This is a genomic window from Halomonas qinghailakensis, assembly GCF_025820815.1.
GTDB lineage: Bacteria > Pseudomonadota > Gammaproteobacteria > Pseudomonadales > Halomonadaceae > Vreelandella > Vreelandella qaidamensis.
On the sequence record NZ_CP096973.1, the window covers coordinates 2,009,334 to 2,033,438 of the forward strand.

The 24,105-nt window shown below is 51.5% G+C and carries 22 protein-coding genes and 2 pseudogenes; 11 read left to right on the forward strand and 13 right to left on the reverse strand.

The features are described from left to right. Positions 1–151: 151 nt before the first annotated feature. On the forward strand, positions 152–1,618 hold the full coding sequence (locus tag M0220_RS09475) for a dihydrolipoyl dehydrogenase (RefSeq protein ID WP_030070972.1): 1,467 nt from the start codon (positions 152–154) through the stop codon (positions 1,616–1,618). Positions 1,619–1,664: 46 nt separating this feature from the next. On the opposite strand, the gene M0220_RS09480 is transcribed toward M0220_RS09475, so the two are convergent. The 7 genes and pseudogenes from M0220_RS09480 to M0220_RS09510 form a co-directional block, all read right to left on the reverse strand. Next, positions 1,665–2,558 (reverse strand): alpha/beta hydrolase, encoded by an 894-nt coding sequence (locus M0220_RS09480; RefSeq protein ID WP_264017473.1) that lies wholly within the window; start codon positions 2,556–2,558, stop codon positions 1,665–1,667. A 25-nt stretch (positions 2,559–2,583) separates the two neighbouring features. Beyond that, positions 2,584–3,195 carry an ankyrin repeat domain-containing protein gene (locus M0220_RS09485; RefSeq protein ID WP_264017474.1) on the reverse strand — a complete coding sequence of 204 codons (612 nt, stop codon included), beginning with the start codon at positions 3,193–3,195 and terminating at the stop codon, positions 2,584–2,586. Between the two features lie 33 nt (positions 3,196–3,228). Continuing rightward, positions 3,229–4,227 (reverse strand): cytochrome d ubiquinol oxidase subunit II, encoded by a 999-nt coding sequence (cydB, locus tag M0220_RS09490; RefSeq protein ID WP_264017475.1) that lies wholly within the window; start codon positions 4,225–4,227, stop codon positions 3,229–3,231. Continuing rightward, positions 4,224–5,648: a cytochrome ubiquinol oxidase subunit I gene (locus tag M0220_RS09495; RefSeq protein WP_030070963.1), complete on the reverse strand. Its 1,425-nt coding sequence runs from the start codon at positions 5,646–5,648 to the stop codon at positions 4,224–4,226. Before M0220_RS09495 ends, cydB begins: the two co-directional genes overlap by 4 nt. A gap of 437 nt (positions 5,649–6,085) precedes the next feature. After that, positions 6,086–6,376, reverse strand: a complete 291-nt coding sequence (locus tag M0220_RS17360) for a methyl-accepting chemotaxis protein (RefSeq protein WP_318784695.1) — start codon at positions 6,374–6,376, stop codon at positions 6,086–6,088. A gap of 60 nt (positions 6,377–6,436) precedes the next feature. Then, positions 6,437–6,976 (reverse strand): annotated as a pseudogene (locus M0220_RS09505) (PAS domain S-box protein); the annotation flags it as partial. A gap of 5 nt (positions 6,977–6,981) precedes the next feature. After that, positions 6,982–7,566, reverse strand: a complete 585-nt coding sequence (locus M0220_RS09510; RefSeq protein WP_264017476.1) for a PAS domain-containing protein — start codon at positions 7,564–7,566, stop codon at positions 6,982–6,984. A 325-nt stretch (positions 7,567–7,891) separates the two neighbouring features. Between M0220_RS09510 and M0220_RS09515 the strand changes: the two genes are divergently transcribed. The 3 genes and pseudogenes from M0220_RS09515 to M0220_RS09525 form a co-directional block, all read left to right on the forward strand. Beyond that, on the forward strand, positions 7,892–8,206 hold the full coding sequence (locus tag M0220_RS09515; protein ID WP_264017477.1) for a hypothetical protein: 315 nt from the start codon (positions 7,892–7,894) through the stop codon (positions 8,204–8,206). 87 nt (positions 8,207–8,293) lie between these two features. Next, the gene (locus tag M0220_RS09520) at positions 8,294–8,737 is read left to right on the forward strand and encodes a copper chaperone PCu(A)C (RefSeq protein WP_030070958.1); all 444 of its coding nucleotides are present in this window, start codon (positions 8,294–8,296) and stop codon (positions 8,735–8,737) included. A gap of 117 nt (positions 8,738–8,854) precedes the next feature. Next, a pseudogene (locus M0220_RS09525) lies at positions 8,855–9,022 on the forward strand (IS3 family transposase); the annotation flags it as partial. A 1,070-nt stretch (positions 9,023–10,092) separates the two neighbouring features. Here the strand turns inward: M0220_RS09525 and M0220_RS09530 are convergent. Further along, complete coding sequence (locus tag M0220_RS09530) at positions 10,093–11,718, reverse strand: BCCT family transporter (RefSeq protein ID WP_030070956.1); 1,626 nt, start codon at positions 11,716–11,718, stop codon at positions 10,093–10,095. A gap of 306 nt (positions 11,719–12,024) precedes the next feature. Here M0220_RS09530 and M0220_RS09535 point away from each other — a divergent pair, with 306 nt between their 5' ends. Both M0220_RS09535 and M0220_RS09540 read left to right on the forward strand, forming a co-directional pair. Continuing rightward, positions 12,025–12,927: a cobyrinic acid a,c-diamide synthase gene (locus tag M0220_RS09535; protein ID WP_264017478.1), complete on the forward strand. Its 903-nt coding sequence runs from the start codon at positions 12,025–12,027 to the stop codon at positions 12,925–12,927. 98 nt (positions 12,928–13,025) lie between these two features. Continuing rightward, the gene (locus M0220_RS09540; protein ID WP_030070952.1) at positions 13,026–14,198 is read left to right on the forward strand and encodes a toxic anion resistance protein; all 1,173 of its coding nucleotides are present in this window, start codon (positions 13,026–13,028) and stop codon (positions 14,196–14,198) included. 50 nt (positions 14,199–14,248) lie between these two features. Here the strand turns inward: M0220_RS09540 and M0220_RS09545 are convergent, their stop codons facing one another. Together M0220_RS09545 and hppD are read right to left on the reverse strand one after the other, a co-directional pair. Then, a complete protein-coding gene (locus M0220_RS09545) occupies positions 14,249–14,626 on the reverse strand; it encodes a Rieske (2Fe-2S) protein (protein ID WP_030070950.1) in 378 nt (125 codons plus the stop codon). Between the two features lie 62 nt (positions 14,627–14,688). Further along, positions 14,689–15,795: a 4-hydroxyphenylpyruvate dioxygenase gene (gene hppD / locus M0220_RS09550; protein ID WP_030070948.1), complete on the reverse strand. Its 1,107-nt coding sequence runs from the start codon at positions 15,793–15,795 to the stop codon at positions 14,689–14,691. Between the two features lie 129 nt (positions 15,796–15,924). Between hppD and M0220_RS09555 the strand changes: the two genes are divergently transcribed. The 3 genes from M0220_RS09555 to M0220_RS09565 all read left to right on the forward strand — a co-directional run bounded on the left by M0220_RS09555 (position 15,925) and on the right by M0220_RS09565 (position 19,890). Beyond that, the gene (locus M0220_RS09555; RefSeq protein WP_264017479.1) at positions 15,925–16,401 is read left to right on the forward strand and encodes an Lrp/AsnC family transcriptional regulator; all 477 of its coding nucleotides are present in this window, start codon (positions 15,925–15,927) and stop codon (positions 16,399–16,401) included. A gap of 86 nt (positions 16,402–16,487) precedes the next feature. Continuing rightward, positions 16,488–18,050 (forward strand): sigma-54-dependent transcriptional regulator, encoded by a 1,563-nt coding sequence (locus tag M0220_RS09560; RefSeq protein WP_264017480.1) that lies wholly within the window; start codon positions 16,488–16,490, stop codon positions 18,048–18,050. Positions 18,051–18,429: 379 nt separating this feature from the next. Beyond that, complete coding sequence (locus M0220_RS09565; protein ID WP_030070944.1) at positions 18,430–19,890, forward strand: sodium-dependent transporter; 1,461 nt, start codon at positions 18,430–18,432, stop codon at positions 19,888–19,890. Positions 19,891–19,956: 66 nt separating this feature from the next. On the opposite strand, the gene M0220_RS09570 is transcribed toward M0220_RS09565, so the two are convergent. Together M0220_RS09570 and M0220_RS09575 are read right to left on the reverse strand one after the other, a co-directional pair. Continuing rightward, entirely contained in the window at positions 19,957–20,403 is a 447-nt protein-coding gene (locus M0220_RS09570) for a DUF6455 family protein (RefSeq protein WP_030070943.1), read from the reverse strand. Positions 20,404–20,553: 150 nt separating this feature from the next. Next, a complete protein-coding gene (locus tag M0220_RS09575; protein ID WP_030070941.1) occupies positions 20,554–21,339 on the reverse strand; it encodes a helix-turn-helix transcriptional regulator in 786 nt (261 codons plus the stop codon). Between the two features lie 163 nt (positions 21,340–21,502). Here M0220_RS09575 and M0220_RS09580 point away from each other — a divergent pair, with 163 nt between their 5' ends. Together M0220_RS09580 and M0220_RS09585 are read left to right on the forward strand one after the other, a co-directional pair. After that, the gene (locus M0220_RS09580; protein ID WP_264017481.1) at positions 21,503–23,182 is read left to right on the forward strand and encodes an FAD-dependent monooxygenase; all 1,680 of its coding nucleotides are present in this window, start codon (positions 21,503–21,505) and stop codon (positions 23,180–23,182) included. A gap of 5 nt (positions 23,183–23,187) precedes the next feature. Beyond that, positions 23,188–23,424, forward strand: a complete 237-nt coding sequence (locus M0220_RS09585; protein ID WP_264017482.1) for a hypothetical protein — start codon at positions 23,188–23,190, stop codon at positions 23,422–23,424. A 130-nt stretch (positions 23,425–23,554) separates the two neighbouring features. Here M0220_RS09585 and M0220_RS09590 read toward each other — a convergent pair whose 3' ends face one another. After that, on the reverse strand, positions 23,555–24,037 hold the full coding sequence (locus M0220_RS09590; RefSeq protein ID WP_030070938.1) for an Lrp/AsnC family transcriptional regulator: 483 nt from the start codon (positions 24,035–24,037) through the stop codon (positions 23,555–23,557). Between the last annotated feature and the right edge of the window lie 68 nt (positions 24,038–24,105).

The window sequence follows — 24,105 nt, forward strand, 5'->3', positions numbered from 1 at the left end:
TTAAGTCGGCGAGTGGGGCGACTTGCTAGTTTACTGTGCGCGCCTAACACAGTGACTAATGATGTCTCTGTGAGTGTTTTTAATACCCCGTGTCGGCCGCCCTTTACCCGCCGCTTAAACATACTGTGCTGAAGGAAGAGGAACACGCGTTATGCAACAACAGCAAACGAAGGTCGCCATTATTGGTGCGGGCAGCGCTGGGCTTAGTGCTTGGCATGCTGCGCGTAAGCACACCGATGATGTTGTCTTAATAGAGTCCGGTGCGTATGGCACCACGTGTGCTCGGGTGGGGTGCATGCCCTCTAAGCTACTGATCGCAGCTGCAAACACGGCCCATAGCGCTCGAAATGCAGGAATGTTCGGTGTCACCATTAACGAGGTGGCGGTTGACGGGCATGCGGTGATGGCTCGGGTTAGAGGCGAGCGCGACCGCTTCGTTGGCAATGTGTTGTCCTCCATGAAGTCGATTCCCGAGTCACACCGCCTGCAGGGGCACGCGCGGTTTATCGACCCACACACGCTCGCCATTGGTGACCATACCCAACTGACAGCCAACGCCATTATCATTGCCACCGGCTCTCGACCAACGTGGCCACGTTTGCTGGAAGGGGCGGGAGACCGCTTAATCATCAATGATGATGTGTTTGATTGGGATGCGCTGCCAGCCTCCGTGGCGGTGGTGGGGCCGGGCGTTATTGGAATGGAGCTAGGGCAGGCGCTTAGTCGATTAGGTGTGCGCACACGTACCTTTGGTGTTGGCGGTGCTGTGGGGCCGTTTCAGTCTGACAAGCTTAGGCAACTGGCCGATGAAACATTCAATCGAGAGCTCTACCTAGACCCTGATGCCACCATTGAGCAGGTTGAGCACCAAGGCGATGGCGTCGCCATTACCTTCTATGAGCGGGACAGCGGACAAAAAATCACGGAAATATTTGACTACGTGCTAGCCGCAACAGGACGTAAGCCTAACGTCGATCAGCTGGATATCGAGAAAGCAGGCATAGCGCTAGATGAGCGTGGTGTTCCTCGGTTTAATCGTTTCACCACGCAGTGTTTAGCTCAGGACAACACACATAGCCCTATCTTCATCGCGGGCGATGCCAACCAGTCCGTTCCGCTACTCCATGAAGCGATCACCGAAGGCAAAATTGCCGGACGCAATGCCGCCCGCCTAGATGATGTGCAAGTGGGGCAGCGTAATGTGCCGCTCGCGGTGGTGTTTACCGAGCCGCAAATGGCCATTGTGGGGGAGAGCCGTGCAGCGCTAGAGGCGCGCTACGGCGGGTGTGACTGTATTGCCGAAGGCGGCGTGTCGTTTGACGACCAAGGCAGGGCGCTCGTAATGGGTGAAAACCATGGCTATTTAGCGCTTTACGCAGAGCACGGCAGCGGGCTCTTTTTAGGGGCTGAAATGTTAGGGCCTCGCGCGGAGCATATTGCCCACTTGCTTGCCTGGGCCTTAGAGCAAAAGCTGACCGTTAGCCAAATGTTGGCAATGCCCTTTTATCATCCTGTTATTGAAGAAGGCGTAAGGTCGGGGCTGCGTGATTTGCAGGCTAATCTAAAGCAAGGGCCAAGCATTACTGAGCGTTGCATGGAATGTGGCCCAGGCGACTGATAATGGGTGTAGATAGTACGTTAGCAAGAAAGTGATGAACTGAAGGCTAACTTGCGAGGCACATCGCTTCCTTCGAAGCGACAGATGCCTGTAAAAATGCCACCAGTTCATCACTGTGCTGCGTCATGCTTGGTGTTAAGTCGTGCCCTCCACGCACTAAACGCAGAACAGCGTTACCCCCTTGGTTCGCCAATTTATAAGCGTCTGTTTGAGGTATTACGCAATCACTGTCGCCATGCACTAACAGTACAGGGCAAGAGATGTGCGCTAATGTATGCAGTGGAGCAATAGCATCGAACCGATATCCAATCACTCGCTCCACATAGTGAAGTACGTACCAGCCTAGGGGAAAAAAGGGGATGCCTTTTTCTGCTAACCATCGCTTCATCATGTCTGCTGGATGAGCAAAGCTCGAAATACTAACAACAGCGGTTATATCGCTTCGGCGTGACGCAGCTAGCAGCGTGGCAGCAGCCCCTACTGAATGACCAATCAGTGCCGTAGCACGACGATCATAGTTGCTATGTAACCAGGCGAGTGCAGCGTCAATATCCTCTGCAAAACGAGGCATTGAGGAGAAGGTATCCTCATCACTATTGCCATGATTGCGCACGTCAAATGCCAATACATTCCATCCGGCCGCCAGCAATACGGGAACTAACGGTAGAAGGGCAGTACGATTAGAACCCCAGCCATGGGTTAATATCGCATGTCCCTTTTGCTCATGCGTCGTGGTAAACCACCATCCTTCTAATGTGAGCCCATTCATCGTCGTAAAACGTATGGTTTGTCGATTGGGAGAGTATGTATTCTCTCCATCAATCACGGCTTCATGGGCGGGGGTAAGCTGTTGGCGCAAGCGCTGATGAAAACAGTGAAAGAGTATAGCGACCAGTATGCTGGCGATGAAAATACTAGACGCCCATAGCCATAGATTCACGCTGTATCCTTATTTACTTAGGTCGTTAAAGCGTACTGCTGAGAAATAGGACCATATCGTCGTGCCCTTCCATTGCCGCCCAGTGCAGTGCACTTTGGCCTTTGTGGTCGGCCTGTAACGGGTTTGCGCCATGGTCTAAAAGTAGCTGCGCTGTGGGGTGGTCATTCTGCTTTGCAGCCCAAATCAGCGCTGTCCAACCCAGCGTATCTTGCTGATCTACTTGAGCCCCCTGCGCTAACAAATATGCCGCTGCCGCTGTTTGGCGACTTACAACGGCTACCATTAACGCGGTGTAGTGACTGTCGTCGTGGTGCTCTATGTGGGCACCTGCCTGATAGAGCTGATCCAGGGCGGCAACGTTACCGAGCGAGGCGGCCTTCATCAGCGGCGACCAACCGCAGTTGTCTGACCTGTCCAGTGCTGCGCCTTGTCGTATGAGGCGCGCTATGCTGTCGTTATCGCTAATCTCAACCGCACGGAAAAGCTCAGTGCGGCCTAAGTGGTCGCGTTGGTCCATATCTTGTGTGAGCGACTGATACAAAGTGACAATCAGCAGGCCGACGACTAAGGGCAGCATGACACCACTGAGCATGGGAAAGCGCATAAACCATGCAGCAACGCGCGGACCAATTGTCATGTGTTTACGCCCTGCTGATTGAAGTAGCAAGCATCAATGATAGCCTTCTCCCACTTTGACCTTGCCGCGAAACACCCAGTAGGTCCAGGCGGTGTAGGCCAACACAATAGGGATCACAAACAAGAAGCCGATCAGTAAGAACAGCTGCGACTCTGGGGCAGAGGAAGCATCCCAAATGGTATAGTTAGGCGGCACAATCACTGGCCATTTGCTGGCAATCAGACCCAGGTAGGTAAACAGGAAGATACCTAACGCCATGACAAAAGGTAGCCCTTCATCTTGGCGCTTGACCGAACGGTACACCAAACCTGAACAGAGCAAGGCCAGTACAGGGAAGATCCAAATCAGCTGGAACGTATCCATCCAGCGGCTATACACCTCAGGGCTGACGAGCGGTGTCCAGATGCTCACAATGGCAAACACAGCCAAGACCGCCAGCAACAGCTTAGGCGTGATGGCATAGGCCCACTGCTGCACATGGCCCTCTGATTTCATAATCAGCCAAGTAGCGCCCAATAGCGCATAGCCGGCCATTAATCCTAATCCGGTTAACACGGTGAAGGGGGTTAACCAGTCGAGTGCGCCGCCGACGTAGCGAAAATCTTCAACGGCAAACCCTTGAATATAGGCCCCCACCACGGCGCCCTGAGCAAAGGCGGCGATAGCCGAGCCTAAGAAAAAAGCGCGGTTCCACCAGCGGCGGTTTTTGTGCGACTTGAAGCGAAACTCAAAGGAAATGCCGCGGAAAATCAGCCCGGCAAGCATCAAAAACACGCCAATATAGAGCGCTGGTAAGAAGACCGAATAGACCAGCGGAAACGCGCCTAAAAGCCCAGCGCCACCGAGTACCAGCCAGGTTTCATTACCGTCCCAAACGGGGGCGACAGAGTTCATCATCACATCGCGTGAATCTTCATCAGGGGCAAAGGGGTATAGGATCCCCAGGCCCAAATCGAAGCCGTCCATAATGACGTACATAATCACGCCAAAGCCGATGATTACCGCCCAGATTAAGGCTAAGTCGATACTCATGATACGTTTGCTCCTGCGGTGCGATCGCCTAAGTCATCATCTAACGGGGTGTGCGCGGCAGAAAACGGACGCTTAGGACGCTCAACTTCTCCTTTAACTTCAATGGGGTCGTCGTGCATGCCGTTACGTACTACGCGGGTGAGGTAGTACACGCCGACGACAAACACCACGCTATACACGGCGACATACCCAATTAGCGTAAACAGCGCCATCGCGCCGGTGAGTGACGGCGTTAAGCCTTGTGCGTGGGTCATCACCCCATACACCAGCCATGGCGCGCGGCCTGCTTCCGTCACGATCCACCCTGCAAGCACGGCCACAAACGGCGTGATAATCATCGCCACCAGTGTTTTCAGGAACAGGGGACTCTCAAAAATGCGCCCTTTGCGCCGCAGTATTAGCCCCAGAAGGGCCACGCCAATCATTAAAAAGCCAATGCCAACCATCACGCGGAAAGACCAGAACACTAGCGCTACCGGTGGCTGTTCTTCAGGAGCTACCTCGGAAAGTCCTGGAATCACACCATCAGCGCTGTGCTTGAGGATGATGCTCGCCATATTGGGAATGCCAAGCTCAAACCGGTTGGTTTGATTTTCCTGATCAGGCAGTGCAAAAAGCAGCAGTGGTACGTTAGAGCGGGTTTCCCAGTTGCCTTCCATGGCCGCCACTTTGGTTGGCTGATGCTCCAGGGTATTTAGCCCGTGGAAATCACCGATTAATGCCTGCGCGGGTGTTAAAAAGAGCAGTAACCATAGGCACATGGAGAGCGCTTTCTTGTTAGCCTCTACATCGCGGTTGCGCAACAGGTACCACGCGCTAACGCCAGCCACCACAAAACCACCGGTGAGAAACGATGCCATGCCCATGTGCGCGAAGCGGTACCAGAACGACGGGTTAAAAATGGCCTCAAGCCACGAGGTAATATGGAAGCGACCATCAATCAGCTCATAGCCTGCCGGCGTTTGCATCCAGCTGTTAGCGGAAAGAATCCAAAAAGACGAGATGAACGTACCGATAGCCACCATGATGGCGGCAAATAGGTGAACTCCCTGCGGCACCTTGTTGCGGCCAAAGAGAAGAACGCCTAAAAAGGCTGCCTCAAGGAAGAAGGCGGTGACCACCTCGTAGCTAAGGATAGGACCAAGGAAGTTCGATGTAGCGTACGAGAAGTTGCTCCAGTTAGTGCCAAACTGAAAGGACATCACAATACCCGACACGACGCCCATACCGAACACTACGGCAAACACCTTGGTCCAGAACTGAGCTAAACGATCCCATGCTTGGTTGGCTGTTTTATAAAATAAGCCATGTAAAACAGCAATATAAGATGCTAGGCCAATCGTAAAAACAGGAAATATAGCGTGAAAGGAAACGACAAACGCGAATTGCAAGCGGGATAAAATTAGCGGATCGAGCTCCATGACGACCTCCGAGAGCATGACGCGATATCCGTACTTTGCGAGCGTTCACTCGGCAAAGCGCACGTGATAAAACACAAGCCTATATCGCTTTAAGTAATATTCTTATAACTTAATTATTGTACAGGCAATGAGGTTGAAGCCACAAACGGAAGTGGCGATATCAAGGATGACGGTTTGTCGCATCTAGTGCTTGATCAGAAGTTGTCTAGGGCAGCTGCGGTGGCGAGGAACTTAATCATCGCGTAGGGAAAAAGAGGTACACGCCAGTAAGGGCTAACGGTTCCTTATGCGAGGCCTGTCAAAACAGCACATTAAGCAGGTTGGAGGTATGACTCATTCGATGAACATATGAAAAATAGCGTGTAGAAGGATGCCAGTGCGCTACTGGCTAAAACTTAGGTAGGGTAGCGCACGCATTGGAGTATAAGTTGTTCACGCTATTTTTTTTCAGCTAGATGCTTCAGCGTTTCCTTTAATTCGCCAAGCAAACTACGCGTTATTTCAACGCTACTGCTGACCTTACGGGCAGCATTAGATGAGCTCTCTGCCAACCGGCGCACTTCTTGTGCAACAACTGCAAACCCTCGGCCGGCTTCTCCTGCCCTGGCGGCCTCGATAGCGGCATTGAGTGACAGTAAGTTTGTCTGGCTAGCAATGCCATCAATTGACGCGACCAAAGCGCTGATTTTTTGGCTCGCTTCATCTACTTTGCTCATTTTGTCATCCATCTCGCGGCGCAGATTGACATCGGCAGTCACATCGCGAAAGAAAGCTGTATAGTGAGTTTCTGTGCCAAGCTTTACTTTAGATAACGTAACGCTTCCCCAACGAATTTCGCCGTCTTTACGGGGAACTGGAACTTCTCGGGTGAAGCCCACGATCTTATTATCTCCACCCCCACGATTAGCATTTACATAAGCGTCATGATTCGGCTGAATTGACTGTGGTACTAGCATTTTAACGTTTTTCCCCAGTACTTCCTGGCGGCTATATCCCCACAGTTTTTCAGCTGCGCCATTGAAAAAGGTGACGTTATTTTGGTTATCGATACTAACAACAGCGTCTAAAGCCTGCTCCAATGTTTGGTTGAGGCGCTCTTTAAGAAGGCGCTGGTCAGTAATATCTTTAGCAAAAGCGGTATAACAAGTTTCACCCTCTACGATGACTTCAGAAAGAGAAATATTGACCCAGATAGTTTCGCCGTTGCGGCGACGCATCACCACATCACGACTGCTACCAACAATGCGGTTTTGCCTAGTACGACGATGACGTCCGATATATTCGTCATGCTGGTTGCGGTGCTCTTCCGGTACCAGTAGCTTGACGTTGTGGCCTAGTACTTCCTCACGTTGGTAACCCCATAGCTGTTGCGCGGCATCGTTAAAAAAAAAATGTGGTTCTTTGCATCAATGGTAACGACTGCATCTAGCGCTTTTTCTAACGCCTGTTGAGCGTGATTGGTAGGTAACGACGGCAGGCGTTGGGTGGTTGCTAGGAGCCCTTCCTTATAAGGCACTACGGTGACACTAACAGTGAAGCTTTGTCCTGTGACATCTACGCTTTCTAAAATTTGTTCAGCACTGGTGTCAGTTTTTAGGCCAGGAATTATGGGCCGACAATCACCTCTTACTAACGCTTCCTTACCCCACAGTTGCTGTGCAGAAGGGTTGCTTTTCAGAACATTGCCGTAACGATCTAGTTGTAAGATGGCCACCGGCAATGCATCGAAGAGAGACGTAAAAGTATCTGTGTGCGAGAGTTCTGAAGAATCAGTAGGCTCGGAAGAAAATGCAACAGTAAGCCGCTGGAGCAAAGAAAACATAAACAGTCTCTCGCTAAAATAAACCAGCCACAGGCTATCGATACAAGGTTTGTACGTCAATTTAATTTTTGGATAATTATTGACGGCTTTTTGCATCCAATACAGTGAATGCGTCGACAGGGAGAATCGCCCCGATCTCGACCAGCCCACCTAGGACGAAGCATTATAAATAGCCAGTCTCGCTTCAGTGCACTGCCCATCAAATGGCAGTCGGCTAACTTGCAGGTGCGACAATCTCTCGCATTACGGAAAAGGCTACAGAGTCGTAAAGTGTTCTTTTATTCTCTATAGGAATAACATTATTCTTTTTATTAAATCTCTACTCGCAGCTACCTTCATTGTCCCCTTGGGAGTAAGTGTTGCTACTGCACAAACTGTCAGTGATTCTCGTGATGTTTCAGAGCTTTCTAGCCCTATTGTAATGTTGACCCCTGTAATCGCACGAAATGCTGACCACTTGCAGCTAGATAGTGAGCAGCGGTCTGCTTTGAAAGATTGGATGGCTAAGAGCCCTGCAGAACGAGAGGCATTGGAAGATCTTGTGGTTGCTCAGCGCAACGAGCTGCGCCAAATGATTCTCAGTGGTGCTAACACTGGAGTGCGTACTGAAAAGGCAGCGTTTATTGGTCAGCTGGAATCCGATTTGCTGATGATGCGCTCTAGCTGTGTGGAATATTGGCGTGAAACGTTGAATGAAGAGCAGTTCGCTCAAGCCCTCCAATTAGCTGATACCTAAGGCGCTAACGCATAAATACTGATCCCAGGCGTTTTTTTATATGGTTTCCACTGGGATGAAATAATAGCTCAATAGGGGGTATGAAATATGTTAAGCGTTCGTTCTACTGTACTAGCGTTAAGCGCAATAGTGTTTACTTCGTTTGTACAAGCTGATTCGCTGATCGTTGAAGATCCTTTTGTACGAGAGGTACCGCCCGGTTCACCTGCGACAGCTGCTTTTATGACGCTGTATAACCAAAGTGATGCGCCAGTACGCTTGATAGAGGCCCAAAATAGCATCACAGAATATACAGAGTTACATGATCATGTCGTGATAGATGAAGTCATGCAGATGCGTCAGGTGGAGGCGATTGAAATACCTGCTCAAGGGAAAGTAACGCTTGCCCCCGGAGGATTGCATTTGATGTTAATTGGCTTAAGTCAACCTGTTAATACAGGCGGTTCAGTCAGCTTAAATCTATTTTTTGATAACGGAGATGGTATAGAGGTGGTGGCACCTATCCGTTCAGTTATGCCAATGCATCAATAATCTTGCCGGGCTTTTTGAAGTTATTTAAAAATTTAAAGCCTCTTTTTATCGGGTATTGCTACTAACTCGTTGTCAGCTTAGTCGTGTTGTAACGTAAATCACGCCTAAGTGCGTTACATCACTAACCATAGTGATTGGGGAAGCCAGTATCTCTCGATCTTTTACGCAGAGCGTACGGCTGATGAGGGTATCGATGCCTCAGTCGGCAGCACTGGCGGCTCCTACGACAGTGCGCTGGCTGAGACCATAATCGGCTTATTCAAAACGGAGGTATTTCACCTTCGGGTGAAGCTGTCTGACTCAAACAAACCAGTCCCTGGAATAACCGGGGCGATTCACTGCTCAACTCCCGAGGTTTGGTGGTCACCGACGGAATTATCTGCAGCGGGTAGGCTACTACCGCCTCAGTGCTACTCGTTTCAAGCTGTTCCTGCTGTTAGCTACAACACGCATGCTGGTGACGTCGATTTGTCCGAACACCCAGTGGCATAATCGGTTGGCTGAACACCTGGAACAGTTTCCATAGCAGCGTTCATCGAGGAAGCTGAATTTGAGCGGGATGAGGATTACGGAAGACTGGAAGGATTGGTGGTAGCCAGAAAATAAAAAACCAGCGTAGGTTGCGAGCAACCAAGAGGCCAACGTCGTGTTACCAAAAATGATAGGCCGGCCAAGGTGAGCTTGTGTCCACCCGAATTCCTGCAGCCACAAATAGAACCTCAGCGGTGTTGATGGCTGAGGCGCTGCCTCGGCACAAAGCTTTGGCTACAGGATCAATAAGAAGCCCCTAAGCAATAATGTGACTGCGTAGCAGTCTCACCGATAGGGGCCTTATTGGGGGCAACCATAGCCCCCTTGTGAGCTACTAGCAATGAGTTTTGTATAGCCATATAGAAAACCATGGCCATCGAAAAAGGCATCAGGAAACTGACTAGGGTTTCAATCTAGCACCACCCTCTTCGTTGAATAAATTTTGTACACGACGTTCCTGTTTGCGTAGAGGTTTGTGAAGCATCCATTGCTATTGGCCAGAGCCATTCATACAAAACCTAAGCCACTGGGAGTGATTCATCACGTCCCCAGTCTGCCCAAGAACCGTCGTACAGCGATAGCAGCAACAACGTCCCGCTTTTCGGCTAGCCACTGTGGCAGCCCCCCATCCAGAACAAAAATTGGGTCGTCACGAGGGGGGATGGCATGGAGTTCTCCGGTCATAGACTGGCAGTCTAAGTTATTCAGATGCTCAGTTGGTTTTGAATAATGATAGACAGCTTGATGAGGCCTTGGGAACTCAGGCTATTTACAACCGCCTGAATCGTAACACTACTTGATGGTGTCAAAAGGCACTGCATTACCTAGTCATCTGGCCGTAACTCCTTTGGGCTGGGTGGGGCACCGACACGAACTTCGCTAAGATCCTCATGGCCGAGACTACGGAATAAAGAGAACATCATGGCGAACACTAGAATAAACATCGGTAGGCCAACCACGGTAATCACTTCTTGCAAGGCAGTCAGTCCAGCATCGCCCGCTAGTACAATAAGCATGGCCGCTAGCATGCCTTCAGAGACGCCCCAAAATACCCGCTGGTGCCAAGGGCCAGGGTCGGAACTGCCGGTACACAGCATATCGACGACCAGAGATGCGGAGTCTGATGAGGTGGCAAAGAAGATGGCGACGATCACCACTGCCAAGCCCTGGATTAAGGTGGCGGCTGGGAAGTTCTCGAAAAATGCGAACATGGCGAGGGGAATGCTTTCGCCGACGGCAGCTGACAATGTGCCGGCTTGAGCTCCCAGGGCTGCGCGGGCTTCAGCGCCAATCCCATCGATTTCCATTGCTGACCATCCAAAGATCGCAAACCAGATCAGCGTAAAGATGGAAGGTGCGAACAGCACCCCAAGGACAAACTCACGGATGGTTCGCCCACGAGAGATGCGTGCGACGAAGATCCCGATAAAAGGCGACCACGTTACTGTCCAGGCCCAATAAAACACTGTCCAACTGCCTTGCCATCCCCAGCCGCTGCCGTCATTGCTGGTATATCTGGCCAGCGTGTCGTTCCAGAACGCCATGGGAAGCAGATTCGTTATATAGAGACCAAAGGTCTCGACAACAGCACGCAACAGGAAAACGGTCGAGCCAGTAAACAACACAAACATTAGCAGACCGACGGCCATACCGATATTGATATTGGAAAGCCGTTTCACGCCGGCATCTAGCCCTGCGACGATCGATCCCACGGCGACAGTCGTCAGAACGGCGATGATGATGACTTTCGTCGTCACTGCATCTGGCACGCCAAACAGTTCTGTCAGCCCTGCATTGATTTGCTGGGTACCAAGACCGATAGAAACCGCCACACCAAACAGGGTGCCTAGAATGGCAAAAATATCGAGGACTTTGCCAACAGGGCCGTAAATGCGCTCGCCTATCAGCGGGTAGAACACTGAGCTGAAGCGCATCGGCAGGTTGTAGCGGTAAATGAAGTACGCAAACGCCAGCCCCGGCATGGCGAAAATCGACCAGGTATGCAGCCCTAAATGGTAGATAGAAAAGCTCATGGCATCGTCGGCGGCGTCCACCGAGAAGGGCTCAACATCCGGCCGAGGGGGCGTTGCAAAGTGGGAGATGGGCTCTGCTACCCCCCAGAACATCAATACTGTGCCAATACCGCCAGCAAATAGCATGGTAAACCAGGAAATATTGGTATAGGCCGGCTTCGCATCATTGCCACCCAGGCGGATTACCCCATAACGGCTGAGCGCTACCCACAGCAAGAATGCTACCCAACTCGTTACCCCTAAAATAAAGAACCAGCCAAGGTTAGTAACTATCCACTGCCGCCCTGCGCCGAAAGCTTCACCTATTGCGTCTGGCGCAATCAAAAGCGCCGTCAGGAAAATGATCATGATCCCTGCAGAGGTGAAAAAAATGACGGGATCTGTCTTGAGGCCCAGCTTCCTCGCAAATGCATCCATCGCTACATCTCCCTGTGCCTTTATGGTCAGCTTTATTCGTCTATTTTTACAACCGTCCTTAAAACAACGTAGGAGTTAAGTGCCGATCACGCCAAGAGCGTTTGCTAAATAGAAGCAGTCTAGTGAGCAGATGTTTGGATCGTCATCTGTAACTTTTTCTAGCCTCCTAGTGATCAACGTCTCACCTTGGTTACCCTGTTTTAGTGGTACTATTCTGGGTATTTACGTCTTGTCATGTGCGTTCCACGAATATAGGTAGCCGAAGCAATGTTGGGATTCCTGCAGGGATTTTCTTATGGTCTTTTTATGACCTGCCTGCCCTGGTTGCTGGTAGGGCTCTTCAACCCTGGCCTAGCAGTTCCGGTGGCGGCAGCAGGCCGGCTGCATGTCATTTTGCGCTATTGCCTGACAGTGCCTTTCATCAGCATGTTGCTATGGCTGACCTCACTGTGGGGCGGTTTCAGTCCAAGCTTGCTGGGGTGGTTGGCGGGGATTGTCGCCATCCCGGTAGCACTGCCCATTGAGCGAACCTTGAGAGGCTGGCTAGCTCGCCGTCGCGCGCGCCGTCAGCAGGCTGAGATTAACGCCAAAGCGCAACAGCGCCGTGCTCAACAAGCGCGCAATGCTCATGAAGCTGGCGTGTTGGTGCTCGACCCGGCAGCGCCGCCCGAGGGAGCCGATGATTTGGTAATGGCAATGTGCCAAGCCAAACAGCGCTTGCTTGATGTTCATCGTTCTGATCTGGCGATCCTGGCTGACCGCCTCTATAGCCGTTACTACCATGTCATGGAGGTGCTCAGTGGCCGATTCCAACGTGGTGAGCTGGCCTTTGAGCGCTCGCAAAGCTTAGTCGCGCAAGTGTGCCTCGGTTCGGTGGATACGCTCACTACCATGGCTTCCCAAGCGCGCAGCGTGGCAAGTGTGGACGGTAATTATGTGCGTGACCGCCTGACCCGGGAAAGCCATCGATTGAGTACAGAAGAGCGGGCCGCCCTGATGCGGCGTCTGGATCTGCTTAGCGAGACTGAAAAGCGGCTTCAGGAGCTCTCTGCTCAGGTGGAGTCGGCATTGACCGTACTCGACGACACGGCCGTCTCTATGGCGCGTATCGAAACTGCACGCCCCCAGGCAGCTGTCACTACGGAGAAAGCATTAGAGGACTTGCGCCATTTCGTCGAAGGTGCGGGTCGCTATGCGCGCAAGGAGTAATTCGTTCGCGGAGTTGTCATATGGTTCCAAGACGGGTGTTTAAGACCGTCTTCAAGAACGATTTTCAAGAATGATTTTTAAGAACAGTGGAGATGCCAATGACTCAGCCATCCGATGACACAGGTCGTCTTTCTTTACCGCCAGTTGAGGAGATTGCTGACGCGGTCACCTCCAATGATTCTGGTGTCGATCCTGAACTTGAGGCCATGGCTGAGCGCTTTGTCACGGAAATTCTTGCCGAGGGTGACGAAGCGTCGGTGGTTAGCCAGCGCCGTGCCGTCGATGAGATGGGGCTTGAGCTGCAGCAGCAAGCGGCTCATCGCAGCGCCATGCTACAGACACCATTACGACAGCTGGCGCATCAAGGCGACGAAGGCGGGCCAGTCGCCAAGGCACTGACCGATCTTCGTGGGCGTATGGAAGGGCTTGACCCTGCCCGCCACCGCTTGGCACCCAGTGCCCTTGATCGCGTGATGGCGATTATTCCTGGCCTCGACAGCCGCCTGCAACGCTACTTCCGCAAATTTGAGAACGCTCAGCAGGCGCTTGATGCGATCATTGACGAGTTAGAGAGTGGTCGCGACATGCTGCATCGCGACAACCTCACCTTAAATGATGACCAGCAAGCCCTTAGGGATATTCTGAACCAATTGAACCGCCAAGTGACGTTGGGTCGTCTGATTGACCGTCGCTTGAAGGATGACATCGACACACGTGCTGTTGATGATCCACGGCGTCATTTCCTTGAAGAAGAACTGCTCTTTCCTCTCCGTCAGCGCATCGTCGACCTTCAGCAGCAGCTGGCCGTTAGCCAGCAAGGCGTGCTGGCGCTAGAAGTCATCATTCGCAACAACCGAGAGCTGATGCGTGGTGTGGATAGAGCCATTAACGTCACCGTCTCGGCGCTCACCGTTGCGGTCACTGTGGCTATGGGCATGGCCAACCAGCGCCTAGTGTTGGACCGCATTGAAGCCCTTAATACCACGACCTCACAGATGATTGGCGGTACCGCCAAGGCACTGCGTCAGCAGGGCGTGGATATTCAGAAACGGGCTTCTTCAGCGATGCTCGATATGCAAATGCTGGAAGACGCTTTCGGCGAGGTGATGGGTGCCATTGATGACCTCTCGACCTACCGCCAGGAAGCGCTGCCTCGGTTGGATGAGCAAATTGACCGCCTGGCGGCTTTATCTAAGCAGGGCAGTGCCTCTATCGAGCGCCTTCGTGAAGGCAGCGAGTCGCACCTAATGGATGACCACCAGCGTGGCTAGGGAGCTATTTTCTTCTAGTAAGTGGATTGGCCCCATAAGGCATTACTTACTCATGTAGGCAAAGGCCCGATACATACATTCCCTTGTTGGTCTTCAAAGACTGGTATTGCGTCAAGGTTATCGAATGCGCCTGTTAAGCAGTTGCCTGTTTTACTATCAAATGCTGCGCCATGGGCGCTGCATAGCAAACGGCTTTTATCTGATGAAATGATGCTGTTTGAGCGATAATTTAACGGTAAATACTGGTGGGGACAGGCATTAACGTAGCAATAAATCTCACCCTCTATGCGCGTTACAATGACAGGGAAAGGTTCATCTTTACTTATTATTTCTAAGCAGCGTGAAGTGCCCTCTTCTATAAGGTGAGAAGAGCAAACAGTAGCCCCCGCTTGGGGGGCATTCGCATAGTTACGCCAAGCGTCGTGCACAGTGGTTCCTTTTTGGCATCGCTAATGTTGTTATTGTGGCGGTTTATTATTCAGCATTACTGCTATTCAGTAGCGCCTTGCAACACGCCTCGGTTGATTTGATCCTCTTCGATGGATTCGAAAAGTGCTTTAAAATTGCCTTCTCCAAAACCGTCGTCGCCCTTACGTTGGATAAACTCGAAGAAGATCGGGCCAATCACCGTTTTTGAGAAAATCTGTAGCAAAATTCTGGTTTCGCCACCGCCCACGACACCTTCGCCATCAATCAAAATGCCGCGGTTACGCAGTTTATCGAGAGGCTCTTGGTGGTCTTTGACGCGCTCAAGCGATTTTTCGTAATAAATGCTCGGCGGGCCAGGCATAAATTCAAGCCCCGCGTCAGCGATTAAGTCAGTGCCGGTATAGATATCATCGGTTGCAATGGCAATATGCTGAATGCCTTCGCCGTTGTACTCGCGTAAGTACTCTTCAATTTGGCTGTGATCGTCGGCACTTTCATTAATCGGAATACGAATTTTGCCATCGGGCGAGGTTAATGCGCGGCTGGTAAGGCCGGTGACTTTACCAGTGATATCGAAGTAGCGAATTTCACGGAAGTTAAAGGTGTCGTGATAAAACTTATACCACGTATCCATATTGCCGCGAATAACGTTATGAGTGAGGTGATCAAGATAGTAAAAACCAAAGCCTTTAGGCTTAGGATCTTCCTCATCTAACCACTCAAACTCGTTTGAGTAACAGCTGCCTTTTTCACCATACGTATCAATAAAGTAAAGCAGCGATCCGCCAATACCAACAACTGCCGGTGCATCAATGGATTTATTACCGGTGAACTCTTCAGCCCCTAAATCAACAGCACGTTTTAGGGCATGCTGAGCATCAACAACACGCCAAGCCATTGCTGGTGCACAGGGGCCGTGCGCTTCAATAAACGCTGACGCATGAGAGTTAGGCTCGCTGTTAAGCAGGTAGTTGATATCACCCTGACGATAAACGGTAATTGACTTGCTACGGTGTTTTGCAACGGGGATGAAGCCCATTTGCCGAAATAGGCTGTCTAATTTTTCCGGCTCGGGATGGGCAAACTCAACAAATTCGAAGCCATCCGTACCTGCTGGGTTTGCATCGCTAATGGTTACTTTAGGGGCGTCATGAGGAAAAGGACCCATCGCTGTTTCTCCTATTATTGTCTTGTAGATTAACAAGCTAAGTATAGGGAAGAGGCGGTGCAATTAGGTTGCAAACTAACCCAAGATGCCGCCAAATAGCGCACAGCTTGTGCGCAATAGGAGCATTTTATGCATGGGATTTCTTTAGATCGTTATGATCTTGCAATTTTATCAGCGTTGCAAAAGAACTCAGCCCTCACCAATGCAGAATTGGGCGAGCATGTCAGCCTGTCACCTTCTCAATGTTCCCGACGCAAAGCGCGCTTAGAAGCTGAAGGGGTAATTAAAGGATATTCGGCGAGGCTTGATGCCAGCAGCCTGGGGTTTGGCTTGCGTGCGATCACCAGAGTTAACCTTAAAGCGCACGGTGAAAGCATGGATGATGATTTTGTAGCGTTACTGACAAAGCATGCCATGGTGCGTGAGGCCTATTCTGTCTCAGGAGATGCAGATTATGTACTGCACGTTATCGCCAAGGACCTCACCGAGTTTTCGGACTTTATTCATCATCATTTATTACCTCATCCTAATGTCACTCAGGTCCGCTCTGAAATCATACTGCGTAGTATGAAAGAGGAGCAGGGGCTGCCAGTGAGTGGTGGCTAGGCTGTGTCCGAAATCGCCGATTTTCCAGGTAACGCCTAGTCAGAGAGACTTCCTAAGTAAGTGGTTTTTTATGCCGTGAGGGTTCTATGCGTCTTAAATTTTACTGTCAGAATCGCATTGGTATTCTTCGCGATATAGTGGCCCAGTTTGCCGACTACCGAATTAATGTCGCACGGGGAGAAGTCGGTGGCGAGCAGGGCAATACCATCTATTTGCATGTCCCAAAGTTGCTTAATGCGCAGCTGAGTACGCTTAAGCCGGTATTGGAAGCAATACCAGGCGTATTTGGCGTCAAACGCGCGAGTTTAATGCCTAGCGAGCGTCGTCATTTGGAGTTGGATGCATTGCTGTCTTCGCTTTCTGACCCCGTGATGTCGATAGATATGCAGGGTCGCATTGTGGCGGCCAACCGTATCGCCGTTCAGGTGTTGGGAGTGCGCGTTCAAGAAGTGCCAGGGCTCTCACTGGATCGTTACCTTGACGAAGTCGACCTTCCCGAGGTGATTCGCCGCAACAACTCACGTATCAATGGGCTGCGGATCAAACTAAAAGGCGACACCTATCTTGCCGATATTGCGCCACTGCACACCGAAGACACCAAGGTGGACTCATTAGCCGGGGCGGTGGTGACGTTGCACCGTGCCGACCGTATCGGTGCACGGATTTACCAAGTGCAGCGCCAGGAACTGCGTGGCTTTGAGGCTATCTTTCAGTCGAGTGCGCGATTGGAGGCGGTGATTAACGAAGCGCGACGCATGGCACCGCTGGATGCACCGCTGCTGATTGTAGGGGAAACGGGGACTGGCAAAGAGCTGGTGGCTCGTGCCTGTCATTTGGCAAGCCCTCGCGGGCAAGCGCCGTTTGTGGTGCTTAACTGTGCCGGGTTGCCTGAATCAATGGCCGAGACAGAGCTTTTCGGTTACGCACCCGGTGCCTTTGAAGGCGCTCGGCCAGAAGGAAAGCTTGGCCTTCTGGAGCTTAATGAAGGTGGCACCGTCTTTCTCGATGAAGTAGGGGAAATGAGCCCACGGCTGCAGACGAAACTGCTGCGTTTTCTTCAAGATGGTGGCTTCCGGCGAGTGGGTAGCGAGGAGGAAACCTTTCTGGATGTCCGAGTGATCTGTGCCACTCAACAAAACCTGCCACAGATGTGTAGTGAAGGGTTGTTTAGGTTGGATCTTTATCACCGGCTCAATGTGCTTTCGCTACAGGTGCCACCTTTACGTGAATGCCTGGACGGCATCGAAGAGTTGGCGGCCTATGTGCTTGATCGTGCGGCGCGTCAGATAGGCTGTCCTCTGCCCGAACTTTCGCCTGCAGCGCTGGGAAAAATCACCCGTTACGATTGGCCGGGTAATGTGCGTCAACTGGAAAATGTGTTGTTCCAGGCGGTGTCGCTATGTGAAGAAAAAGTCATTCAGCCGGTGCATCTGCGTCTTCCCCATAGTGACGTATCGCCTGAGCTGGCGGGCATACCCTTAGAGGGAAGCTTGAGCGACATGTTAGGAGAGGTGGAAAGAAATATTTTAAGTACGCTGTATCAGCAGTATCCGTCCAGCCGCCAATTAGGAAAGCGATTGGGTGTTTCTCACACCACTATTGCTAACAAACTCAAACGCTACGGCATTGGTGCTCAAGACGGCGCTTGAGACAGTACTTGAAACAGTACTTGAGACAGCACGTAAGAAAATTTTTTAACAATTTCTGATGGCAGGAAAATTAACTGTCACGATTTGTTTACGTCTTGTCAGTAAAATACAGCGGAAGACCCCCATCCTTCGGCATTTTTGTCTAAGTGTAACGTTTAGTTTACAGTTGCATGCTACTTCTACGGGTAACGCCTCGTTCAATGTGAGGTAAACCCATTCCTGCCCTGTCGCTATCCCCATAGACTCGTTATAGATGGCTATTTATCACTAGTTAACCGCAGTTGGTTGGCTTTTATAGGCAGCTAATCGCGCTTAAGTATCTGTTTTAACAGAACAAAATAAATAGCCTAAAAACAATATAAATTTATAAGGTTTCCCAATGACAACGACAAATACGCCCCCCAAAACGCTGTGGCTGGGCCGCTGGGGGTTTGTGCTGGCAGCCACTGGTTCTGCAGTGGGCCTGGGTAATATCTGGAAGTTTCCTTACATCACCGGCGAGTTTGGCGGTGGCGCTTTTGTGCTGGTCTATCTGGCCTGCATATTGGCGGTAGGTGTGCCTATCATGATGGCTGAAATCAGCTTTGGCCGCCGTGGCAGGGGCAGCCCGATTGATGCTATCCGCCGAGTGGTACACGAGTCGGGACGTGGCAGTTTCTGGTCTATCTTCGGTTGGATGGCCATGCTGTGTGGTTTCATGATTCTGTCGTTCTACGTTGTTGTTGCTGGCTGGTCATTTTCCTATCTGTGGAAAATGCTAAGCGGCGGACTGGCGGGCAACAGCGTCGATGACATGGCGGCGATTTTCGCCGCTAATAATGCCAACCCTTTCACGCTAGGCGCTTGGAGTACGCTGGTAACGGTGTTGACCATGCTCATCGTGGGCAAGGGTGTACAAGCAGGCATTGAAAAGAGTGTCAGCTGGATGATGCCGGGCATGGTTATCATGCTGGGCATACTGATTGGCTACGGTGCTTTCTCTGGTGGCTTTGCTGATGCTTGGTCGTTTCTGTTTTCTTTCAATACTGAAGGGCTAAGCAGTGAAGGACTCTTAGCGGCACTGGGGCATGCCTTCTTTACCTTGTCGCTCGCGTCTGGTGCCATTCTTACTTATGGTTCTTATCTGCCAGAAGGTCACTCTATTGCGCGCACAACGTTCAGTGTGGCTATTGCTGATACCGTTGTCGCGCTGATGGCTGGCTTGGCTATCTTCCCGATTATTTTCGCTAACGGAATGAATCCCGGCCAAGGGCCAGGGTTGATCTTTATGAGCTTGCCCTTGGCCTTCCAGGCAATGCCTTTTGGTACGCTGTTTGGTGTCCTGTTTTTTGTGATGCTGTCGATGGCCGCGCTTACATCGTCAATTTCGATGATCGAAGCGACCGTGGCTTGGCTCGTTGCAAGCAAAGGGATGACGCGTAAACGGGCATCCTGGGGTGTGGGCATCGTGCTGTGGCTGGTGAGCACCTTGGCAATGCTGTCGTTCAATATGGGCGCGGATTGGACGTTGGCAGGCCGCACTTTCTTCGATTGGCTGGATTATCTGACCTCCCGCTGGATGATGCCGTTGGGCGGTCTGGGCATGGCACTGATGGCGGGCTTCCTACTGCGTACTGAAATATTCAGAGAAGAACTAGGCCTCTCCCGTACCCAGCACACGCTGTGGCTGTTTATGGTGCGTTATGTCAGCCCGTTAGGCATCGTGTTGATTTTCATCGATGCGCTGGGCCTTGCTACTCTCCAGGTCGGTACTCAGTGGCCGTGGTTGCTGGCCCTGCTGGTGATTATTACCGTGGTGGGAGAACTGGCTAGCCCACGGCTGCGCCACCAAGCTTCCTGAAGCCATTGCTGAAACAAGACTAAGGTAAAAAGCGCTCCCATCCACTGTTGATGGGAGCGCTTTGCGTTAGCGTGCTGCTAAAGCATCAAAGGCGTTTGCATTGGGGCATAGGTGACGGCACTCATCTAGCTCGGCATTGGCTCGCATCGCTTTCCAGCACTCGCCAACGACTGCACAAGCGTTGCAGTTGTCACGTAGTGCAACATAGTCGGCATGATTGATCAGACCGCTCTCTTCCAGACTTTTCTCCTGAAGACCAAAGCGCTGCATCATCACGGGCATCAAGGTGTTGGCTGGGCTGAAATGAGCAGGTTGGTCGGTTGCTAGCTGCTTTGCCAGTTCTCGCTCGAAGTGAGGTTCTAGCGGTCTTTCTAGATCACTAATAAGCGCATCATAGCTAGCGCCTGCTTCCTGTTTTACGTTGCGAGCGAGCGTTGCGGTCGACGTTGCGTAGCAGCGCTCAGTTAGGCGTTCCCACCAAGAGGTGGTCTCTGTTTTTTTAGCAGTAGCCATGATGATTCTCCCTCAGGTGTTATTGACGATGACGCCAGTATCAACCGCTAAGCGCAGAATTATCTTGATGCGGATCAAATTGGTTTCAAATGAAACAAATTTAGAGACGGTATTGCTTGTCGTTAAGCAGCAATGAGCGGGTTAATAACGCTACCTTGAAGCTTTACAAAGCGCGACCAAGCCAGCTTTTGACGCGATACCTAACTTGGCATAGGCACGCTTGCGGTAGGTTTCTATCGTTGAAAAAGCGACATCGAGTTTGGCCGCCGCGGTTTTGAGCGTGTGGCCACGCAGTAAATAGAGACACAGCTGACGCTCGCGCTCAGATAACGGGGCCAGCGCGGCTGCTTCGCGGGCGCTAAGTTGTTCAGGCCTTGCAGGGGCGTTGCTGTAGTGGCGCCGAAGTAAACTTGTTAACAGCGGCGCTATGCTATTTAAGCAATCCAGGTTAGCGGCAGTGAAGGGGCCCCTCTGAGGGCCGCGGTAGAGATTAAGGTAATAAGCCCCCTCTTTTGCAGCAACGTTGAGTGATACTTTGTCGATAAGATCTGGAAAAGCAAACAGATGACTACGATATGCTGGTGACATTGCCTCAACCTGCATGGTGGTCAATGCGTCGGTAGTTATAGGTTCTTGCTTGCCTGCCAGTTGGCTTAGCTGCCGGTAATTAGGGTCTTGTCGGAACAGGCCGCTCACATAGAGATGGGCTAAGCGATCAGCCACCCGCGGAAGCTGATGATTAGCGGCCAGCAAACAGTCGATGTCGCCGCTCGTTGAGCAGCCAAAAATCATACATTGCTCGATACCCACGGCTTGATGCAATAACGCAAGCAGTTGGCTTTCGAAGTTGTCTCTTTCCACTGCCTCGATGCAGGCTGCCACGCTTGGCAGTAAAGCTCCCCATTCGATTAGCTGGGTGTTAGCCGCTTTGTTCACTTGTGCCCCGCCATCATGAAATGAGTTAACGCTGATGGGCTATAAATGTCCCGCTTTTTACGGGACAACCCCCTTGAAACCTTCAGTGTAGGCTATCGCTATACGGCCTATACACCTTTCCGTACCGCTTCCATTTTAAAAATAACAGTCACAGGAGAGTGCTATGCGACCAGCAGGCAAGGGTGAGCTTGACTCGCTGTATTTCGATTATCCGCATTTCCCCTTTGTATGTCCCGGTGAATTAAAAGGTGAGAAAAAACAGCACCGGGTCGCCATTGTGGGGGCAGGGCCCGTCGGCGTCGCCGCCGCGCTGGAACTCGCGCGTCAAGGTGTTCAGTCAGTCTTGCTTGATGATAAGGCGACGCTCAATGATGGTTCCAGGGCGATCTGTCTTTCCCGCCACAGCTTGGAAATTCTTCAACAATTAGGCGTCGAGCAGCAATTTATCGACAAAGCGCTTGGCTGGACGCGAGGGCGCTCCTATTTCCATGATCAGGAAGTCTATCGTTTTGAGATGCCGCATTCAGAGCACGAGCGCTTTCTGCCAATGTATAACCTGCAACAGCAGTATATTGAGCAGTTTCTGGTCGATAAGGCGATGGAAAGCCCGTTAATTGAAATGCGCTGGCAGCAGGCCGTTAGCGACGTCACGCAAAGTGATACCGGCGTAACTCTGCGTGTGACTACCCCAGAGGGCGAATATCAGTTAGAAGCCGCCTATTTGTTGGCGGCGGATGGTGGGCGTAGTGTTGTGCGCAAGTCGTTTGACCTGCCGTTGCACGGTGAGTCCTATGAAGGGCGCTATGTGATTGCTGATGTACGCATGACGTCTGACTTTCCGACCGAGCGCAGGGCGTTTTTCAGCCCTTCAGTAATGCCTGAATCTACCCTGCTAGTGCATAAACAGCCTGATGATATTTGGCGCATCGACTATCAACTGTTGCCGAATGAAAGCCCCGAGCAGGCTGTAACCGAGAGCGCTATTCGTGAACGCGTTGGCATGATTATTGAGATGCTAGGTGAAGAGGGGGAGTGGCAGCTTGAGTGGTGGAGCCTTTACAAAGCCTACACGTTGGCCCTCGACGATTACCGCCATGGCCGTGTGCTGTTTATTGGCGACAGTGCCCATTTAGTGCCCATTTTTGGTGTGCGTGGGCTGAATAATGGGCTGGCCGATGCGGTTAACGCCGCCTGGAAGCTAGCCTGGGTGCTGAACAGCAAGGCTTCTGAGAAGCTATTGGATAGCTATAGCCCAGAACGGCGCGGTGCCACACTAGAAGTCTTCGCGAATGCCGGTAAGAGCACTCGATTTATGACCCCACCCAGTCAAGGGTATCGGTTGATGCGAGATGCCGCGTTATCGTTGGCTCTACGTAACGACTACGCAAGCCGTTTTGCCGACCCACGGCAAGTCACGCCCTACACCTATGCTGAAAGCCCTGTGACGGCAGAGGATGACATCGGTTTTAGCGCTGGCCCGATACCTGGCGCACCATTAATCAATCGCCGATTAGGCGAAAACAGCTTCTTGCTCGACCACCTGGGAACGGGGTTTAACCTGCTGGTGTTTAGTGAGGATGGTAGCGTCACGCCTGAACTACAGGCCGCCTTAGTTGACCTTCAGAAACACGACAGCGGTCTGGATGTGTTGGTAATTGCCCGTTATGCCAGCCCGGCGTTTTTTACCACCTTGATTGATCAACAGGGTGCTTGCTTTGAGGGTTATGACGCCAGTTCTGGAAGTGCTTACTTAGTACGACCTGATCGTCATATCACCGCCCGCTGGAAAGCACTGGAAGCGGCTTCCCTTAGCCGCGCCTTCAAGACAGCACTGGGAGAATAATGCGCATGACCGCGATATCGACACCCACAGTCTCTTCACAAGCCGCTTTACCGTTTGCCGACCTTGAACAGGTTTATGAACAGCTGGCTGTCACGCTAGATTCGGTACCTGAGACACAGCACACACCCTTGCTTGCCCAGCTGGCCCTGGCACTTGCCCACCGAATACCCGATATCGATCAAGTAATAGCGGCGATTAATGAGGCGCGCGAGGGCATTCAAATTGACGAAGAGGGCAGTTAGAGGCAAGTGAAGGCGAGTTAAGAGAGGGAAAGTGAAGAGGGGAAGGTGAAGAGGGGAAAGCGCTTCCCCTCTGTCATCTAGAACGGATTAGCTATCGCTATTATGTCAACGCTACGGTGCGCGTCTGGTTTCAACGAATCGGGATAGCAGTCTCTTCTTTGATATTACGTAGCACGAAATTGGAGCTGACCTGGGAGATACCGTCCAAGGTGAAGAGTTTTTCATTCAGAAAACGGTCATAGGCCGCCATGTCTTCGATCACCACCCGTAGTACGAAATCGGCGTTGCCGGTGGTGGCATAGCACTGCAGCACTTCTGGATATTGCAGAATGCGTTTTTCGAACTCGACGGTATTGTCGATGTGGTGGCGAACTAGCGTCACCATGACCAGCGCTGAGAGTGGCTGGCCCACTAGGCTGGGCTCCACTAACGCCGCAAAACGGCGGATAACGCCACTCTCTTCCAATGCTTTTACCCGTCGCCAGCAGGCAGCGGGGGAAAGCCCGATCTGTTCGGCAAGCTCATTATTGGTAATGCGTCCTTGCTGCTGAAGCAGGGTAAGGATGCGCTGATCATGCCTGTCTAAGGTGATTTCTTTGGTCGTTTCTTTCATAGGGGTATTTCATTTATTTGTGGTTTGTTGAATATCATTGCGTCAAAACTAAAAAAATGAAAGTAATG

Bases quoted from the DNA above. Each gene is read 5' to 3' on its own strand.
- M0220_RS09590 (WP_030070938.1), bottom strand. From the start codon at position 24,037: ATGAAAGAAACGACCAAAGAAATCACCTTAGACAGGCATGATCAGCGC.
- M0220_RS09560 (WP_264017480.1), top strand. From the start codon at position 16,488: ATGCGTCTTAAATTTTACTGTCAGAATCGCATTGGTATTCTTCGCGAT.
- M0220_RS09485 (WP_264017474.1), bottom strand. From the start codon at position 3,195: ATGACAATTGGTCCGCGCGTTGCTGCATGGTTTATGCGCTTTCCCATG.
- M0220_RS09520 (WP_030070958.1), top strand. From the start codon at position 8,294: ATGTTAAGCGTTCGTTCTACTGTACTAGCGTTAAGCGCAATAGTGTTT.
- cydB (WP_264017475.1), bottom strand. From the start codon at position 4,227: ATGAGTATCGACTTAGCCTTAATCTGGGCGGTAATCATCGGCTTTGGC.
- M0220_RS09475 (WP_030070972.1), top strand. From the start codon at position 152: ATGCAACAACAGCAAACGAAGGTCGCCATTATTGGTGCGGGCAGCGCT.
- M0220_RS09535 (WP_264017478.1), top strand. From the start codon at position 12,025: ATGACCTGCCTGCCCTGGTTGCTGGTAGGGCTCTTCAACCCTGGCCTA.
- M0220_RS09510 (WP_264017476.1), bottom strand. From the start codon at position 7,566: ATGCAAAAAGCCGTCAATAATTATCCAAAAATTAAATTGACGTACAAA.
- M0220_RS09495 (WP_030070963.1), bottom strand. From the start codon at position 5,648: ATGGAGCTCGATCCGCTAATTTTATCCCGCTTGCAATTCGCGTTTGTC.
- M0220_RS09555 (WP_264017479.1), top strand. From the start codon at position 15,925: ATGCATGGGATTTCTTTAGATCGTTATGATCTTGCAATTTTATCAGCG.
- M0220_RS17360 (WP_318784695.1), bottom strand. From the start codon at position 6,376: ATGGATGACAAAATGAGCAAAGTAGATGAAGCGAGCCAAAAAATCAGC.
- M0220_RS09585 (WP_264017482.1), top strand. From the start codon at position 23,188: ATGACCGCGATATCGACACCCACAGTCTCTTCACAAGCCGCTTTACCG.
- M0220_RS09580 (WP_264017481.1), top strand. From the start codon at position 21,503: ATGCGACCAGCAGGCAAGGGTGAGCTTGACTCGCTGTATTTCGATTAT.
- M0220_RS09540 (WP_030070952.1), top strand. From the start codon at position 13,026: ATGACTCAGCCATCCGATGACACAGGTCGTCTTTCTTTACCGCCAGTT.
- M0220_RS09515 (WP_264017477.1), top strand. From the start codon at position 7,892: ATGTTGACCCCTGTAATCGCACGAAATGCTGACCACTTGCAGCTAGAT.
- M0220_RS09570 (WP_030070943.1), bottom strand. From the start codon at position 20,403: ATGGCTACTGCTAAAAAAACAGAGACCACCTCTTGGTGGGAACGCCTA.
- hppD (WP_030070948.1), bottom strand. From the start codon at position 15,795: ATGGGTCCTTTTCCTCATGACGCCCCTAAAGTAACCATTAGCGATGCA.
- M0220_RS09530 (WP_030070956.1), bottom strand. From the start codon at position 11,718: ATGGATGCATTTGCGAGGAAGCTGGGCCTCAAGACAGATCCCGTCATT.
- M0220_RS09565 (WP_030070944.1), top strand. From the start codon at position 18,430: ATGACAACGACAAATACGCCCCCCAAAACGCTGTGGCTGGGCCGCTGG.